This window comes from Antarcticibacterium arcticum, assembly GCF_007993795.1.
Lineage (GTDB): Bacteria > Bacteroidota > Bacteroidia > Flavobacteriales > Flavobacteriaceae > Gillisia > Gillisia arctica.
In genome coordinates this window covers 843,454-861,184 of record NZ_CP042476.1, presented here as the reverse complement: position 1 = coordinate 861,184, position 17,731 = coordinate 843,454, and the positions used below count along the sequence as shown (strand labels likewise).

The 17,731-nt window shown below is 39.3% G+C and carries 15 protein-coding genes and 1 pseudogene; 1 reads left to right on the top strand and 15 read right to left on the bottom strand.

Annotation, left to right across the window (positions count from 1 at the left end):
* Nucleotides 1-66: 66 nt before the first annotated feature.
* The 15 genes and pseudogenes from hisB to FK178_RS03645 form a co-directional block, all read right to left on the bottom strand.
* The gene (hisB, locus tag FK178_RS03715) at nt 67-1,209 is read right to left on the bottom strand and encodes a bifunctional histidinol-phosphatase/imidazoleglycerol-phosphate dehydratase HisB (protein ID WP_146831117.1); all 1,143 of its coding nucleotides are present in this window, start codon (nt 1,207-1,209) and stop codon (nt 67-69) included.
* Between the two features lie 41 nt (nt 1,210-1,250).
* Nucleotides 1,251-2,300, bottom strand: a complete 1,050-nt coding sequence (gene hisC / locus FK178_RS03710) for a histidinol-phosphate transaminase (protein ID WP_146831115.1) — start codon at nt 2,298-2,300, stop codon at nt 1,251-1,253.
* Between the two features lie 36 nt (nt 2,301-2,336).
* Nucleotides 2,337-3,626 carry a histidinol dehydrogenase gene (gene hisD, locus FK178_RS03705; protein WP_146831113.1) on the bottom strand — a complete coding sequence of 430 codons (1,290 nt, stop codon included), beginning with the start codon at nt 3,624-3,626 and terminating at the stop codon, nt 2,337-2,339.
* A 17-nt stretch (nt 3,627-3,643) separates the two neighbouring features.
* Nucleotides 3,644-4,507, bottom strand: a complete 864-nt coding sequence (gene hisG, locus FK178_RS03700; RefSeq protein ID WP_146831111.1) for an ATP phosphoribosyltransferase — start codon at nt 4,505-4,507, stop codon at nt 3,644-3,646.
* A gap of 244 nt (nt 4,508-4,751) precedes the next feature.
* The gene (locus FK178_RS03695; protein ID WP_146831109.1) at nt 4,752-5,567 is read right to left on the bottom strand and encodes a prohibitin family protein; all 816 of its coding nucleotides are present in this window, start codon (nt 5,565-5,567) and stop codon (nt 4,752-4,754) included.
* A gap of 19 nt (nt 5,568-5,586) precedes the next feature.
* Nucleotides 5,587-7,635, bottom strand: coding sequence for a VWA domain-containing protein (locus FK178_RS03690; RefSeq protein WP_146831107.1), 2,049 nt, complete (start codon nt 7,633-7,635; stop codon nt 5,587-5,589).
* A 95-nt stretch (nt 7,636-7,730) separates the two neighbouring features.
* Complete coding sequence (fabG, locus tag FK178_RS03685) at nt 7,731-8,477, bottom strand: 3-oxoacyl-[acyl-carrier-protein] reductase (RefSeq protein ID WP_146831105.1); 747 nt, start codon at nt 8,475-8,477, stop codon at nt 7,731-7,733.
* Nucleotides 8,478-8,646: 169 nt separating this feature from the next.
* Nucleotides 8,647-9,522, bottom strand: a complete 876-nt coding sequence (sucD, locus tag FK178_RS03680; RefSeq protein ID WP_146831103.1) for a succinate--CoA ligase subunit alpha — start codon at nt 9,520-9,522, stop codon at nt 8,647-8,649.
* 60 nt (nt 9,523-9,582) lie between these two features.
* Complete coding sequence (locus tag FK178_RS03675) at nt 9,583-9,999, bottom strand: nuclear transport factor 2 family protein (RefSeq protein ID WP_146831101.1); 417 nt, start codon at nt 9,997-9,999, stop codon at nt 9,583-9,585.
* Nucleotides 10,000-10,006: 7 nt separating this feature from the next.
* The gene (locus tag FK178_RS03670) at nt 10,007-10,936 is read right to left on the bottom strand and encodes a UDP-3-O-(3-hydroxymyristoyl)glucosamine N-acyltransferase (protein ID WP_146831099.1); all 930 of its coding nucleotides are present in this window, start codon (nt 10,934-10,936) and stop codon (nt 10,007-10,009) included.
* A 78-nt stretch (nt 10,937-11,014) separates the two neighbouring features.
* Nucleotides 11,015-11,581 (bottom strand): elongation factor P, encoded by a 567-nt coding sequence (gene efp, locus FK178_RS03665; protein ID WP_146831097.1) that lies wholly within the window; start codon nt 11,579-11,581, stop codon nt 11,015-11,017.
* A gap of 10 nt (nt 11,582-11,591) precedes the next feature.
* A complete protein-coding gene (lpxA, locus tag FK178_RS03660; protein WP_146831095.1) occupies nt 11,592-12,377 on the bottom strand; it encodes an acyl-ACP--UDP-N-acetylglucosamine O-acyltransferase in 786 nt (261 codons plus the stop codon).
* A gap of 6 nt (nt 12,378-12,383) precedes the next feature.
* Nucleotides 12,384-13,784, bottom strand: a complete 1,401-nt coding sequence (locus FK178_RS03655) for a bifunctional UDP-3-O-[3-hydroxymyristoyl] N-acetylglucosamine deacetylase/3-hydroxyacyl-ACP dehydratase (RefSeq protein ID WP_146831094.1) — start codon at nt 13,782-13,784, stop codon at nt 12,384-12,386.
* A pseudogene (gene lpxD / locus FK178_RS03650) lies at nt 13,777-14,801 on the bottom strand (UDP-3-O-(3-hydroxymyristoyl)glucosamine N-acyltransferase). The gene FK178_RS03655 and the pseudogene lpxD overlap by 8 nt, the downstream one beginning before the upstream one ends.
* A 24-nt stretch (nt 14,802-14,825) precedes the next feature.
* A complete protein-coding gene (locus FK178_RS03645) occupies nt 14,826-16,055 on the bottom strand; it encodes an HD domain-containing protein (RefSeq protein WP_146831093.1) in 1,230 nt (409 codons plus the stop codon).
* 115 nt (nt 16,056-16,170) lie between these two features.
* Between FK178_RS03645 and porX the strand changes: the two genes are divergently transcribed.
* Entirely contained in the window at nt 16,171-17,721 is a 1,551-nt protein-coding gene (gene porX, locus FK178_RS03640) for a T9SS response regulator signal transducer PorX (RefSeq protein WP_146831092.1), read from the top strand.
* Nucleotides 17,722-17,731 lie beyond the last annotated feature (10 nt).

The following is a 17,731-nucleotide window of genomic DNA, read 5'->3' as shown; positions in this document are numbered from 1 at the left end:
TGGGAAAATTTATGTGTTTTGGTTGTCATTTTACTTTTTAAGTTTACCTCAGGATATGTATTATGTCTATAGCATTCCTTTTGTAGAAGGAAGGATCATTTTTTCAACATCCCTTTTTACCGCCATTTTTATAGATTTTGCAAAGGCCTTGAAAATTGCTTCAATTTTGTGATGTTCATTGGTGCCTTCGGCTTTGATATTAATATTGGCTTTTGCCCCGTCACTAAATGATTTGAAAAAGTGATAGAACATTTCTGTGGGCATTTGCCCTATCATTTCTCTCTTAAATTCGGCGTCCCATACCAGCCAGTTTCTTCCCCCAAAATCAAGGGCTACCTGTGCGAGGCAATCATCCATAGGCAGGCAAAAACCGTATCGTTCAATTCCCAGCTTATTTCCCAGGGCTTTGCTGAATACCTCTCCCAGCGCTATTGCGGTATCTTCAATGGTATGGTGCTCATCTACCTCAAGATCTCCTTTTACATTCACTACAAGGTCCATTTGCCCATGCCTGGCAATTTGATCCAGCATATGGTCAAAAAAGCTGATGCCGGTGGAAATTTCAGACTTGCCTGTTCCGTCCAGGTTTAATTTTATATAAATATCGGTTTCATTGGTCTTTCGGGTTATTTCCGCAGTTCGCTCCTCCAGTTTTAGAAATTCATAAATATCTTTCCAGCTACTGGTCTTTAGAACAATGCATTTTTCCACGTCATCGGGATGAGATCCAATCTCATCGGCTCCCAACTCCGCATGGGTATCAATAAAAATTCCTTTCCCACCAAAGTTGCGGGCAAATTCCATATCAGTTAGTCGGTCCCCTATCATATAAGAATTGGCCAGATCATAATGTTCCGGTTTATCCAAATATTTATCTTCCAACAGTCCCGTATTCGGTTTCCTGGTATGGGCATTATCCTTTGCAAAGGTGCGGTCTATAAGAGAATCAATAAAGTTTACCCCCTCATTGGCAAATGTCCTTACTATAAAATTCTGGATAGGCCAGAAACTGTCTTCGGGAAAAGAATGTGTCCCTAAACCGTCCTGATTGGTAACCATTACCAGTTCATAATCCAGTTCCTTCGCGATTTTGGTTAAATAATAAAGCGCGCCGGGATAGAATTCTAGTTTATCAAGGTGATCTATCTGGTAACCTTCAGGCTCATGGATAATGGTTCCGTCGCGGTCTATAAAAAGTACTTTCTTCATAATAACTTATTTATTTCTATAAGGGAAGATTCCCTGTATTTTTATTTAAGATCTTTTAAAATGGAAATTAGTTGACGGTTTTCTTCGCTTGTTCCTACTGTAATTCTCAAGGTATTTTCACAAAGCGGATGTGAGCTACGGTTTCTTAGCACTACTCCCTTTTCCAGCAATTGCGTATATCTTTTGTTGGCATCATCAACTTTTATAAGTATAAAATTTGCCTGAGAGGGATAAACTTTTTCTACAAAGCTAACTTCAAGTAAAACTTTAAATAGCAAATCTCTTTCCTGCAGTATTCCAGAAATTTCGCTATTAACCAAATTAATATCCGAAAGTCTGGCAAGAGCCCTTTTTTGGGTGAGTTCATTTACATTATAAGGTGGTTTGATCTTATTCAGGATACTTATAATTTCCGGCGAGGCATAACAGATTCCAAGACGTATACCTGCCAGGCCATAGGCTTTGGATAGGGTTTGGGTTAAAACCAGATTAGGGAATTTCTCCATACTATTTATCCAGCTTTCCTCTTCGGCAAAATCTATATATGCTTCGTCAATTACCAACAACCCTTTAAAATTATTCAGCAATTTCAAAATGTTTTCTCTTTTAAAGGAATTACCTGTAGGGTTGTTGGGAGAACACAAAAACAGCATTTTGGTATATGTATCGGTATTTTCAAGAATTGCGTCTACATCTGGTTCAAAATCGGCAGTCAATAATATTTCCCTGTTCTCAATATTGTTGATATCTGCCAGTACCTTATACATCCCATAAGTTGGGGGCAATGAAATAACATTATCTCTTCCCGGTTCGCAAAAAGCCCTGAATATCAGATCCAGAACTTCGTCACTTCCATTTCCTAACAATATGCCGGCCGGATCTACATTTTTTAAAGTTGCGAGTTTAGATTTTAAAGTTCTCTGTTGCGGGTCCGGATACCGGTTAACATCTGTATCAAAAGGATTTTCATTTGCATCCAGAAAAATCATGTCCTCCCCGGTAGATTTGAATTCATCACGGGCAGAGGAGTATGGTTTTAATCTTGCCACATTGGGTCTTACAAGATCTTGTAACTTAAAGTTTGTGGTCATTTTATATTGTTCCTTATGTTCTGGAAAAACTAATAATTAATTTTTGTTCAATTCATTTAATCTCAGGCTTACCGCATTCTTATGCGCCTGTAAACCCTCTGCCTCTGCCATTAATTCTATTGCGGGGCCAATGGCCTTTATTCCCTCTTCATTTATTTTCTGAAAGGTCATACTTTTCAAAAAACTATCCAGGTTCACCCCGCTATATTGTTTGGCGTATCCATTGGTAGGGAGTGTATGATTGGTGCCCGATGCATAATCTCCCGCACTTTCGGGGGTGTAATTTCCTATAAATACAGATCCCGCGTTAATAATCCCGTCAACGTAGAATTCCTCATTACGGGTACAGATTATTAAATGCTCCGGGCCATATTCATTGATTAATTCCAGGGCAGTGGTATCGTCTTCTACAAATATAAGCCGTGAATTTTCAATCGATCTTTTGGCTACGTCTTTTCGCGGAAGGTTTTTTATTTGGGTCTCAATTTCAATTTCTACGGAATCCAAAAAAGTATTTGAAGTTGATACCAGAATTACCTGACTGTCTGCGCCATGTTCGGCCTGGCTCAATAGATCGGAAGCAACAAAGGAGGCGTTGGCAGTATCATCGGCCACCACCAGAAGTTCAGAAGGCCCTGCAGGCATATCTATAGCTACATTGTGGCGGGTAGCAAGTTGTTTGGCAACAGTAACAAACTGGTTTCCGGGGCCAAAGATCTTGTATACCTTAGGAACCGTTTCTGTTCCAAAAGTAAGCGCCCCAATCGCTTGTATCCCGCCAATCTTAAATATTTGGGTAACCCCGCTTAAGGCAGCAGTGTATAAAATTGCAGGATGCACTTTACCTTCTTTATTTGGTGGGGTGCAAAGCACAATTTCCCTACATCCGGCAATGTTTGCAGGGGTTGCCAGCATAAGAATCGTAGAAAATAATGGTGCTGTGCCACCCGGAATATACAATCCCACTTTCTCTATAGGCCTTTTTTCCTGCCAACATTCTACTCCCGGGGTGGTAGTAACATTTATTCTTTGGGAAACCTGTGCCCTGTGAAATTTTTCGATGTTTGCCTTGGCAAGTGCAATTGCCTCTTTTAATTCAGATGAAACCAAAAGCTCTGCTTCCTTTATTTCTTCTGAAGATACTTTTACATTTTCAAGATTCACTCCATCAAAAAGGGCCGTGTATTTTGCCACTGCAGTATCTCCCTTTTTTCTTATTTCAGAAAAAACCTCTGTAACTGTCGCTTCTATATCATCAAGGGTTTGGGTTGGCCTGCGAAGGATCTCTTCCCAATCTCTTTTTTCGGGATTGATTATTTTTTTCATTTCTCGCTAATTGAGTTCTACATTACCATTTTTTCAATTGGCGCTACCAGGATTCCCTCAGCTCCATATTGTTTTAGTTCGTCTATCACTTCCCAAAATCGTTCTTCCTTAATAACGGTATGAAGGGAGCTCCAGCCTTCTTCAGCTAACGGAAGTACTGTGGGGCTTCGCATTCCCGGCAGCAATTTTATTACTGCAGGCAGTTTATCATTAGGAACATTCATTAGAATATATTTTGAAGTTCGGGCATTTAATACAGATCTAAGCCTGAATTGGAGTTTTTCAAGTATGGCTTTTCGTTCTTCATTAATTCCGGGAGAAATTGCCAGAATAGCTTCGCTCTTCAGGATCACTTCCACCTCTTTCAGGTTATTTTTAAACAAGGTACTCCCACTGGAGACAATATCACAAATAGCATCTGCCAGCCCAATATTGGGAGCAATTTCAACTGACCCATTAATAATGTGCAACTCTGCCGTAATTCCTTTTTCGGCTAAAAAGGCATTAACCGTGTTGGGGTAAGAAGTGGCTATCCTTTTTCCCTGCAGGTCTTCTATCCTGTTGTAGCGCATGGATTTTGGAACTGCTATGGATACCCGGCATTTGGAAAATCCCAGCTTGTCCCCTGTAATAATGTCCTCTCCTTTTTCAATTAGGACATTCTCCCCCAAAATTGCCACATCTACTACTCCATCCCTTAAATATTGGGGAATATCGCCATTCCTAAGGTACATAACTTCCAGAGGGAAATTCCTTGCAGAGGCTTTAAGTTGTTCCTTTCCGTTATCAATAGAGATGCCTGCATCTTTCAGGATTTGAAGGGAATCTTCGTTTAGCCTTCCGCTTTTTTGAATTGCTATCCTCAATTTGGTTGTATTCATAATATTGGTAATTAATTATGGGCCCTTGACCCTTAGTATTAAAATTTAAAAACAAAAAACCCGTTTGATTGCTCAAACGGGTTTTTAAAATATGTTGACTTAGCTACATATCAATTCACCTCGCTGGAGCGCAGTAGTGAAAAATGATGATGATGTAGTTGTATTGTTCTCATTGTTGACTGCAAATCTAAATTAATTTTTCAATAAAAAAACCGCTTTAGATTTTTTTGTGTTTTGTTTAAGCTTAATTATTGCCTAAGATCAATGGCATTCCACCATCTCCACTACCTATCACAACTACTTTAGCATTTGGAGATTTAGCAAGTTCAACAGTTGCCTGAATTCCTTTTTCCTTTAAGATCTGGTCATTAAGGGAAGCGCTAAGTATTCTGTTTGCAGTTGCTTTACCTTCCGCATCAATACGCTGTCTTTCGGCCTCCTGCTGTGCTTTTTCCAGCCTGAACACATATTCCAGGGATTCCTGCTCCTGTCCTAATTTTCTTTCTATCGCATCTTTTATAGATTTAGGCAGTGAAACATCTCTTACCAATACTTCATTTATCTGTACATATTGATTGGCTAAGAGGATCTGGGTTTCCTCAAAGATCTCCTTTTGAATTGCCTCTCTTTTGCTGGCATATAACTGCTCTGGAATGTATCTACCTACCACACTACGTGCGGCCGATCGTATTGCTGGCTGCAAAACACGTTGTATATAGGCTTCTCCTCTTTCCTGGTGTAATTTTCCCAGGTCGCCGTAATTAGGCTGGAACCATACGGTAGCATCAAGATTGATTTCAAGACCGTTGGAAGACAACACCTGCATTTTCTCATCCAGAGACTGTTGGCGTACCTCATATACAAACACACGGTTCCAGGGTGCTACCAAATGGAACCCCTCGCTCAATGGCGGTTTATCTGTTACAACCCCACCCCCGAATGTTTTATAAAGCACTCCGGCTTCCCCGGAATTGATAGTAACGGTTGATTTTGCTATTAAAATAATTAAAACGACTACTGCGAATAAAATTGGTAATCCAATCTTGGGTAATTTGTCCATATATGAAATTTAGTGATTATTAAATTAAACCGAAATATTTCCTCATAAACCATTCCGCAGCAAGGCTTAGAACAAGGAAAAAGAGCAAAATCTTCCAATTTATCAAAGGTAGGGTTTTTTCACGGCTTTTTTGCACAGAAACGTAGACATCCTCAGTCATCAGGCGCTTTATTAAACTTTCCGGATCATTTAAAAAATAAAGGCTTGCCGCGTTATTTTCTGCCAGGTTTTTCATAGCTGAAATATTGGCGGAAGTAAACTGCTGTTCAATATTATTTTCAATTACGATAAAATTCCCGCGTTTCAATATCCTACTTTTTATTTCCTTTATTTCATAGGAATATTCCCCGGGTACCAGATTATCAATTTCAAATACATATCTATTTGCCGAAGCCAGCATGGCACCTGCAACCAACTCCCCACTCTCCTGGTTTTCAAGTTTTATTTCCAGTTGGCCCGAAGGATCAAACACATAATTGCGGTCAAAATAAAGTGCTTCAATTTGTAAATTCTCCCCCTGCAGATACACGGGTTCTAAATTTACACTTAAGCGTTCTTTCTTTTGGGTATTTGCTAAAAACTGAACCAGTTTGCTTATAAAATTATCAAAATTCTCAAACGTTCCGGTTTCTAAATAACTTTGGGCCCGCCATTTCCATATATTCTCTCCAAAAAGGGCAGCCTGTTTAGCCGTATTATTTTCAAAAACTGCGAGCAAGGGATCTTTTGTATCTACCCCCTCCACTTTTTGATACAAAAGAGCGCTAAACGGAGTTCCTCCAAACTGCATATTTCCAAACCTGTCTTCCAGCGGAGGTAGCTTGTCAAATTCCAGATCTTCAAACTGAAAACCGGAATAATTAGGATTGTAGGTTCCAAAGAAATCCTGGGTTTGTGAACTTGCATTACGCGAAAAATTCTCCTGTGCCGCATTGAGAAAATTCCAGTTGGTTTGCGTACCAGTAATGATCCAGGAAGAATGGTTATTATTCCTTATTTCCTCAAAAACAGGGATGAAGCTATCATTTGGTTGATATATTATAATTAATTGAAAATCAGATAGTTTATTAATTTGAAAATCTTTAATAGTAACAATGCTTACTTCCCGTTGCTCGTTACTCTCAATAGCTTTTTTAAGCGCTCCCAGGTCGGGATGCAAAATGGAACTCAAGATCAAAACAGAGGTCCTTTCATCAATAACTTCCACTACAAATTTCCTTGAATTATTCAACACATTGGTTTCTTCCGTCACCGGAACAACTACAGCTTCATAAACCGTTCTGCCTAATCTTGTTGCAGGTAATGTAGTGGAAATAACTTCTGAACTATTTTCAGGACTTAATTTAATATTACGGGAATACAATACCGTTGTACCCTGCCTTATCTCAAATCTTGTTTCCAGCTCCTGCTTTCCGCTGTAATTAACAATTGTCTCTACCGGGAAATTATTATTAAGAAAGGCATACCGGTTTACATTTAAATTTGAAATATAAAAATCTGTTTGTGCGGTGGTATCACCAACCACCACAGGGAATACCCCAATGTTACCGCGATTTTTAAAATAGGAATAATCCTCTCCCAATGTCTGGTTTCCGTCTGTGAGAAGAACCAGGGCGGTTTGGCTGGTACGATTAAGATGTTCCAGATCTCTTAATGCTGAAGAAATATTCGTTTGTGAGGCCTTAAAATCAATGTCTTCATTTTGGTTCACCTTCCTTATCTCCTGGCCAAATGTATACGTTTGAATATTAAACCTCTCTTTTAGTTCCGGATGTTCCTGTAAAACATTGGCCATTTGTTGCACACTGTCACCCTTTTCCAAATGCGCGATGGATGAAGACCCATCTACTGCAATGAGTAAACCGGGTTTCTCTATTTCCAGTTCAAGTTGCTTAAAACCGGGGTTTATAAGCAGTAACAGTAAAATAAAAATGGTGAAAAACCGTAAGCCCGCAAGAATATAGGTGCTTTGCCCCGGATTTTTGTTTCCAAGAAAATATTTAAAAAAAACAAACCCCAGCGCAAAAATTGCAGCCAGGGTTATTAATAAAACGTTTGTTACGGGCATTATTCTTACTAGATTTTATTGCTTGTTTTTTAACATCGAATATACCCGTTAAATGAAAAATTTCAATCTTCTTTCTCCCGTATCCCTGGTCTATATTATGTGAGCATTCCGCCGTTAACCTGGATTACCTGCCCTGTAATGTAACTGCTTAGGTCACTGGCAAGGAATACACACGCATTGGCTATATCTTCAGGAGTTCCACCACGTTTTAAGGGAATAGATTCTCTCCAGCCTTCCACAGTTTTTTCATCCAATTTTCCGGTCATTTCAGTTTCAATAAAACCGGGAGCAATTACATTTGTTCTTATGTTCCGGGAACCTAATTCCAGTGCCATCGATTTAGAGAAACCAATAATACCGGCTTTTGATGCGGCATAATTAGCCTGGCCTGCATTTCCTTTTACCCCTACTACAGAGCTCATATTTATGATGCTGCCGTTTCGTTGCTTAAGCATTGTGCGCTGCACTGCCTTGGTCATATTGAAAACAGATTTTAAATTCACCTCAATTACCTGGTCAAAATCTTCCTCGCTCATTCGCATAAGCAAATTGTCCTTCGTGATACCTGCATTGTTTATTAAAATATCAATTGACCCGAAGTCTCCGGCCACATTTTTAATTAGTTCTTCACACTCATTATAATTGGCAGCATTGGACTTATATCCTTTTGCTTTGACTCCAAGGGAGGAAAGTTCTTTTTCAAGTTCATTGGCTGCTTCTACAGATGAGGCATAAGTAAAAGCAACATTTGCCCCGTGCCTTGCAAATATCTGGGCGATACCCTTTCCAATTCCTCGGCTTCCACCGGTAATTATGGCATTTTTTCCTTCTAGTAATTTCATTTTATAGATCTCTTTGATTAGTAGTAATAACTCCGCTAAACTATAGCTGGAAAATTTTGTTCTAAAGTCAAATATAACAAAAGCGAAAGGCTTAAAAATAAAAAATCCTCCTGAAATTACCTTTTTTAAAGGCAAACAAGAGGATTAATTAAATAATATTGAGAATTGCTTAGCCTCTAAGGATCTCAGCAACTTTTTTACCAATTTCAGCAGGAGAATCCACCACGTGAATTCCATTCTCCTTTAAAATAGCTTTTTTAGCCTGGGCAGTATCTTCGCTACCCCCTACAATTGCGCCAGCGTGGCCCATTGTACGTCCTGCCGGAGCGGTTTCTCCCGCAATGAATCCAACCACAGGTTTTTTATTTCCGTTGGCACGGATCCACTGTGCAGCATCGGCTTCCAGTTGGCCTCCAATTTCACCAATCATTACAATGATCTCTGTTTCAGGATCATTCATCAATAATTCTACAGCTTCCTTGGTTGTAGTTCCAATGATGGGATCTCCACCAATTCCAATTGCTGTAGTGATACCCAGTCCCTGCTTAACCACTTGATCTGCTGCTTCATAGGTAAGAGTTCCAGATTTGGAAACAATTCCTACGCTGCCTTTTTTAAATACAAAGCCGGGCATAATTCCAACCTTAGCCTCGCCGGGGGTAATAACTCCGGGACAGTTAGGGCCAACCAAACGACAATCTTTATTTTTAATGTATCCGTTTACCTTTATCATGTCAGATACCGGGATACCTTCAGTAATAGTAATAATAACTTTAATTCCGGCATCTGCGGCTTCCATAATTGCATCGGCTGCAAATGCAGGCGGTACAAAAATTATAGAAACATCGGCTCCGGTTTCTTCCACAGCCTGTGAAACTGTATTAAAAACAGGCTTATCAAGATGAGTTTGCCCACCTTTTCCGGGAGTTACCCCACCTACTACATTTGTACCATATTCTATCATTTGCTCAGCATGGAAAGTACCTTCACTTCCGGTAAATCCCTGAACAATTATTTTTGAATCTTTATTGACTAAAACACTCATAGTTACTGTTGATTTTTGCGCTACAAAAGTAGGTTTTTATATAGAAACCCTAAAGGCTTTTTAAAAGTTTGTTGCCAGAAAAGAGCTTAAATTCTCAGGGGTTTCATCTGCGGGTTGGCTTATTTGGTATCCCCGGTACATTTTATCATCCCGGAAGGTCCATATGCAAATAAAATGTGCCAGAGGAATTTCTTCATCGGGATTTTCAACCGTCCTTACATGATAGGTAAACCTAATGGTAACCTGGTCTTTATCTTTGAGCAAATGACTCACCTCTGCCCTTAAAGATTCAAAAGACCTGGACATTTCAATTCCCAGATTTAAAATATCACTGAAATTCATTTTGCTGAAACCGGCACTGCTGTTCCAGAAAAGTTCGGCATCAGGGTGTAAATAGTTCTTTATTTCTTCCTGATTTTTATAAAAATTGGAATTATAAAATGATTCTACTTTTTTCTTTTTGCCGCTTAAACCCATTGTAATATTATTTTAATTTCTCTATAATTTCCGGAAGTTGGCGCACTGCTGCGTATTCTTTCAATTTTAAACGGGCTTCCATTGCAGGATTTCCGGTATAAATTGTATTTTCCTTTGTAGATTTTGTTATTCCTGCCTTGCCCATTAGGACTCCGCCCTTTTTAACTATTATCCCGCTGCGCATACCCACCTGGCCCCATACTGTCACATTATCTTCAATAACCACACAACCTGCAATGCCTACCTGGGACGCAATTAAACAATTCTTTCCAATTATTGTATCGTGACCAACCTGTATTAAATTATCAAGCTTGGTCCCTTCCCCGATAAAAGTATCACCAGATACTCCTTTATCAATAGTGCAGCACGCCCCTATTTCTACATTATTGTCTATTACAACTCTTCCGCCAGATTTCAATTTGTCAAATCCTGTAGGACGGGTCTTGTAATAAAAAGCGTCTGCTCCCAATACGGTCCCCGCATGAATAATTACATTGTTACCAATTATCGCATTATCATAAATACTCACATTGGAATGTATAAGGCAATTATCACCTATATGTACATTATTTCCTATAAATACATTGGGTTGTACTATGGTGTTTTTTCCAATTTTGGATGTTTCTGAAATTGGGCCTGAAACTGTCTGGAATGGCCTGAAATATTCGGTTAGCTTATTAAAATCGGTAAATGGATCTTCAGAAATAAGCAAAGCCTTCCCGTCGGGACATGGTACCTCCTTATTTATAAGAATAATGGTTGCTGCAGAATTTAACGCCTTGTCATAATACTTGGGGTGATCTACAAATACAATATCCCCGTGGGTTACCACATGGATCTCATTCATCCCCTCTACAGGAAAATCGGGATCACCAATATATTTGGCAGATATAATGGTAGCTATCTGCTTTAAAGTATGTACCTGGGGAAATTTCATAGATCTTCGTTAATATGGTAAAGATGAGAAAAAAGATATAAGGATTGGTTTTTATCCTTATCTCTTTTTCCTATCATTTTATTCCTTAATTCGTTCTTTATAGGTACCCTTATCTGTTTCAATCCTGATTTTATCACCTTCGTTAATAAACAAAGGCACATTTACAACAGCACCGGTTTCGAGGGTTGCCGGTTTTGTAGCATTGGTAGCCGTATTACCCTTTACACCGGGTTCGGTATGGGAAACCTCAAGAACCACACTGGCAGGCATTTCAACGGAAAGCGGCATATTATCCTCGGTATTTATGAGAATGGTTACAACCTCCCCTTCTTTCATAAGCTGGGGCATATCCAGGGCATTTTCAGTAAGTCTTATCTGGGTGTAATCTTCAGTATTCATAAAATGATAAAACTCCCCATCGTTATAGAGGAACTGAAATTTATGAGTTTCTACCCTCACATCTTCTATTTTATGTCCTGCGGAAAAAGTGTTTTCCAAAACTTTTCCTGAAGTTACACTTTTCATTTTAGTTCTCACAAAAGCGGGACCTTTCCCCGGCTTTACGTGTAGAAATTCAATTATTTTATAAATATCGTGGTTGTAACGAATGCATAAACCATTTCTAATATCGCTTGTACTTGCCATTGGTGTTGTTTTAATTTGAACTAAAATATCCTTTCATAATCCCACGCTGTGAATTCTTAATGAATTCCAGTATTTCATCACGCTCTGCAGTTGCCTGCATTTCTGCTTCGATTATAGCAACAGCCTGGGAATTATTATAATTTTTCTGGTATAAGATCCTGTAAATATCCTGTATCTCCCTGATCTTTTCTGTACTGAAACCTCTTCTCCTTAACCCTATAGAGTTGATCCCTACGTAAGATAAGGGTTCTCTTCCGGCTTTTACAAACGGGGGAACATCTTTTCTCACCATAGAACCACCTGTTACAAAGGCGTGGTTACCAATACTGCAAAATTGCTGTACTGCTGCCATTCCTGCCAACACCACGTAATCTCCAACATTTATATGCCCTGCAAGGGTACTGTTGTTGGAAAAAATACAATTATCACCTACAATACAATCGTGTGCGATATGACAATAAGCCATGATCCAGCAATTTTTCCCAATTACTGTTTTCATCCTGTCTGTGGTACCGCGATTTATGGTTACACACTCCCGTATGGTAGTATTATCTCCAATTTCGGTGGTGGTTTCTTCATCATTGAATTTTTTATCCTGGGGTACTGCAGATATTACTGCTCCGGGAAAAATGCTGCAGTTTTTTCCTATACGGGCACCTTCCATAATGGTAACGTTGGAGCCTATCCATGATCCTTCGCCAATAACCACATTATTATGAATGGTGGTAAAAGGCTCTATTACAACATTCTTGGCGATCTTGGCCCCGGGGTGCACATATGCTAAAGGTTGATTCATCCTTGTTTATTTTGATTTTACAATTTGGGCCATTAGTATAGCCTCTGTTGCCAATTTTCCATTAACATACGCATAACCCTGCATTTGGCAAATTCCCCTGCGGATTGGGGCAAGTAATTCAAGTTTAAATATCAAAGTATCTCCCGGAACAACCTGTTGTTTAAATTTCACATTATCTATTTTCATGAAATAAGTAAGATAATTCTCAGGATCGGGAACTGAACGTAATGCCAGGATACCACCCGTTTGAGCCATAGCTTCAACCTGTAGAACGCCGGGCATTACTGGTTTTCCAGGAAAATGACCTACAAAGAAAGGTTCATTCATTGTAACATTTTTCATGCCTATTACGCAGGTATCTGTGCAGCTAAAGATCTTATCTACCAAAAGGAAAGGTGGCCTGTGGGGTAAAATATTCATGATCGCATTTACATCTAACAAGGGCTCCTTATCAAAATCGATTTTCGGCATATTGTTACGCCTTTCTGTCTTGATTATTTTGGAAAGTTTTTTGGCAAACTGGGTATTAACAAGGTGGCCTGGTTTATTGGCAATCACCTTACCTTTAATTCTGGTTCCCACAAGCGCAAGGTCTCCCATTACATCCAGAAGTTTATGCCTTGCTGCCTCATTGGGATGGTGCAGGGTAAGATTGTCGAGTATTCCGTTCGGTTTTACTGAAATATTGTCCTTTTTAAACGCCACCCTTAATTTATCCATGGTTTCAGGGCTTAGCTCCTTATCTACATACACTATAGCGTTGTTAAGGTCTCCTCCTTTAATAAGACCATGTTCCAGCAGCATTTCAATCTCGTGAAGAAAACTAAAAGTACGTGCATTGGCTATTTCAGATTTAAACTCTGAAAGATTTTGAATAGATGCGTTTTGGGTACCCAGAATTTTTGTACCAAAATCAACCATGGTGGTTACCTGATAATTATCTGCCGGCATCACAAGGATCTCGCTTCCGGTCTTTTCGTCCTTATAGGAGATCACTTCCGTAATAACAAATTCATCCCTGTCTGCATCCTGTACTTCAATCCCTGCCTCTTCCAGGGCTTCCACGAAAAACCGGGAAGAACCATCCATAATTGGTGGTTCTGAGGAATCAAGTTCCATAATAACATTATCTACTTCAAGCCCAACACAGGCTGCAAGTACATGTTCACAGGTTTGTATACTTACCCCGTTTTTTTCAAGATTTGTTCCACGCTGGGTATTCACAACGTAATTGGCATCGGCTTCAATAATTGGCTGATCCTCAAGGTCTATTCTTCTAAAAACGTAACCTGTGTCAACAGGTGCGGGTTTAAAGGTTAGGGTCACTTCCTTACCCGTATGAAGTCCTACACCTCTTAAGGAGACTTCCTTTTTAATGGTTTGCTGTTTGGAAAAAGTTTCAGCCATTATTTTGTTTTTTTTCTAATTGATTTAACCTGTCAACGATCTTTGGTAAATTTTTAAAATGGACGTAGGATTTATTGAATTCTCCATAGCCAAATGACGGGGAACCTTGAATAGCTTCATCATTTTCAATATTCCTTCCAATCCCAGATTGGGCTTGTATCCTTACCCTATCTCCTATCTTAATGTGGCCGGCAATTCCAACCTGGCCTCCTATCAAACAATTCTTTCCAATCTTGGTAGAACCTGCAATTCCTGTTTGTGCCGCTATGGCCGTATTTTCACCAATCTCAACATTATGCGCAATCTGGATTTGGTTATCCAGTTTAACACCTTGTCTAATTATTGTGGACCCCAGAGTTGCACGGTCTATAGTGGTGCCGGCACCAATATCTACATTGTCCTCTATGATTACATTCCCTATTTGTGGAACCTTGGCATATACCCCTTCTTCCCCGGGGAGAACCCAAAACCATCGGCACCTATTACTACACCTCCGTGCAGCACACAAGATTTTCCAATAATAGTTTCGGAATAGATCTTAACTCCTGAAAATATGAGGGTATCATTCCCAATACTCACATTGTCCCCTATATAGGTATGAGGATATATCTTGACATTATCTCCTATGGAAACATTGTTTCCAATATATGCAAAAGCTCCCAGGTAGATATTTTCACCCAGGGTAGCAGAATCTGATATATAACTTGGTTCTTCAATACCGCTTTTATTCAGCTTTACCTGGTTATAATATTCCAGTAATGTGGAAAATGCTTTATACGGGTCCTTAACCTTAATTAAGGTGGTTTCTAATTTTTCTTCAGATATGAAAGTATCTTTTACAATTACGATCGATGATTGAGTAGAATAAATAAAAGATGTGTACTTAGGATTGCTAAGGAAAGTAAGGGACCCTTCGGTACCCTCTTCTATTTTTGCCAATTTATAAACTTCGGTCTCGGGATTTCCCTCAACGCTTCCGTCTAACAACTCGGCTATTTGTGTTGCAGTGAACTTCATTCTGGCAAAAGTAAAAAAAATGGTTTAATCTTTAGTCTTTGGATAACAGATATAATATTTTGTCACAGGGGTTGAGAGTGCACTTAAATTTAACTGGTCTGAGGCCTTTGCGACATCACTTACTTTACCATTGGAATGCAGGATTAGTATTTTATCCTTCCCGCTGGAATAGGCGATGTTGTAAACTTTACCACTAAAAACGAAATACGCTGCCTCATCATGGGTAAGCTCATATTTCGTTTCTACCTTTTTAATATATTTTTCAAGTTTTACTGAAGGTATAGGCCTTTTCTTGAAATTCACCTTTAAAAGGTTACGGTTTAGAAGCATCTCACATAAATTGCTCAGTACAAAATCCGGATGGTCTATCCAGTTCTTCATTGCTGAAACAATATCATAATCATCAAGCCTGCTAAATGTTTTTAATACGTTTGAATCAAAATTTTCTTCCCCTACCTTATTACGAAGAAAATATGAAAATGCCGGACTGCATTCCAGTTTCTGCCCCTTTTCAATAAGTTCCTTTGCCCGTTTTAAAACCCTTATTAATAATTGCTCGGCAGCAACCCCGGTCTTATGTAAATATACCTGCCAATACATAAGCCTGCGCGCAACCAGGAATTTTTCTACTGAATAAATGCCCTTTTCCTCCACAACAATTTGCCCGTCTACCACATTAAGCATGGTTATAATACGCTCACTGTTTATATTACCCTCCGGCACCCCAGTATAGAAACTATCTCTTTTTAAATAATCCAGCCGGTCCATATCCAGCTGACTCGAAACCAATTGGTTCATGAACTTACGCGGATATGTGCCTTTAAAGATCTCAATGCCCAGCGTTAAACTTTGGTTAAATTCCTTATTCATTTCCTCCATAATAAGGAGGGAAATGTGCTCATGAGATACTCCTTCCACTATGCTATGCTCCATTGCATGAGAGAATGGCCCGTGTCCTATATCATGCATCAAAATAGCAATATATAGCCCCTCTTCTTCTTCCTTTGATATCTCAACCCCTTTAATTCTAAGCATATCAACTGCTTTTTGCATTAGATGCAACCCGCCCAGGGCATGATGAAAACGCGTATGGTGCGCCCCAGGATAAACCAGATAAGACATTCCCATTTGCGAAATGCGGCGTAGTCTTTGGAAGTAGGGATGAGCAATTATCTTAAAGACCAGTTCACTCGGGATCGTAATAAAACCGTAAATTGGATCGTTAAATATTTTGAGTTTAGTTTGTACAGTCAAGCTTTAATTCCTTTAAAATAATTACAAATATACATATATGAAGCCCATATTGGGCATTCGTAAATCCTGAGCCTGTTTTATAGAGATAATGAAACAGCAATTAAATTTTAAATAAATGAATGAGATTAAAATACTTTGGGCAGATGATGAAATAGACCTGTTGAAACCACATATAATGTTCCTGGAATCCAAGAACTACAAAGTTACCACCTGCCGCAGCGGGATGGAGGCCGTAGAGAAAATAGACCAGGAGAATTTTGATATTGTTTTTCTGGATGAAAATATGCCGGGTCTTTCCGGCCTTGAGACGCTAACCGAGATCAAAGAAAAACGCGCAGAGGTGCCCGTGGTCATGATCACAAAGAGTGAGGAAGAATATATCATGGAAGAGGCTATTGGCTCTAAAATAGCCGATTACCTTATAAAACCCGTGAACCCGCATCAAATTCTCCTTAGTTTAAAAAAGAACCTGGACCATTCCCGCCTTATCACAGAAAAGACCACTTCCAACTACCAGCAGGAATTCCGGAAGATCGCGATGGACCTTTCTATGGTGAACTCCTATGAAGGCTGGGCAGAACTTTACCAGAAACTGCTTTACTGGGAGATGCAGCTTGAAACCATTCAGGACAGCGGAATGTTTGAGATCCTTGAATCGCAAAAGGTGGAAGCCAACAACCAGTTTTGTAAATTTATTGACCGCAACTACCCCGATTGGTTTGAAAAAAATGCCGATGCACCGGTAATGTCTCACACTTTGTTTAAGTCTAAAATTGTTCCGCAATTAAGTAAGGAACAACCTACGCTTTTGGTGGTAGTAGATAATTTACGTTATGACCAGTGGAAATCTTTTGAATCTACTATAAATAACTATTATAAGAAAGAGGAAGAAACTCCTTATTACAGCATTTTACCCACTGCAACCCAATATGCCAGGAATGCAATCTTCTCCGGGCTAATGCCCAGCGATATGGAAAAGCTTTTTCCAAAATACTGGCTTAATGATACAGATGAAGGGGGAAAAAACTTATTTGAAGAAGAGTTCCTGGAATCACAAATGAAGCGGCTGGGACTTAATTTTAAATATGAATACCACAAGATCACAAGTTTAAAACAAGGGAAGCGCCTCGTGGAGAATTTCAGAAGTCAGAAAGACAACGACCTCACAGTAGTGGTGTATAACTTTGTAGATATGCTTTCCCACTCCAAGACCGAAATGGAAGTTATAAAGGAATTGGCTTCCAATGATAAATCCTATCGCTCCCTTACGCAAAGCTGGTTCAAGAACTCACCTTTACTCGAGATCATCCAACAGGCACAGCAACTGGGATTCAAGTTAATCCTCACGACAGACCATGGAACAATAAATGTAAAAACCCCTTCTAAAGTAATAGGAGATAAGAACACCAGTTTAAACCTTCGCTATAAAACCGGCAAAAGCCTTACATATGAGGAGAAAGATGTTTTGGCCGCCAAAGATCCCAAATCCATTCATTTGCCCACTCTAAATATGAGCAGCTCTTTTATTTTTGCCAAAGGCGATATGTTTTTTGCCTACCCGAACAATTACAATTATTATGTCAATTATTTCAGGAATACCTACCAGCATGGAGGGGTATCTTTGGAGGAAATGATCATCCCGTTTGTGGTCTTATCGCCTAGATAAGAATTAATTA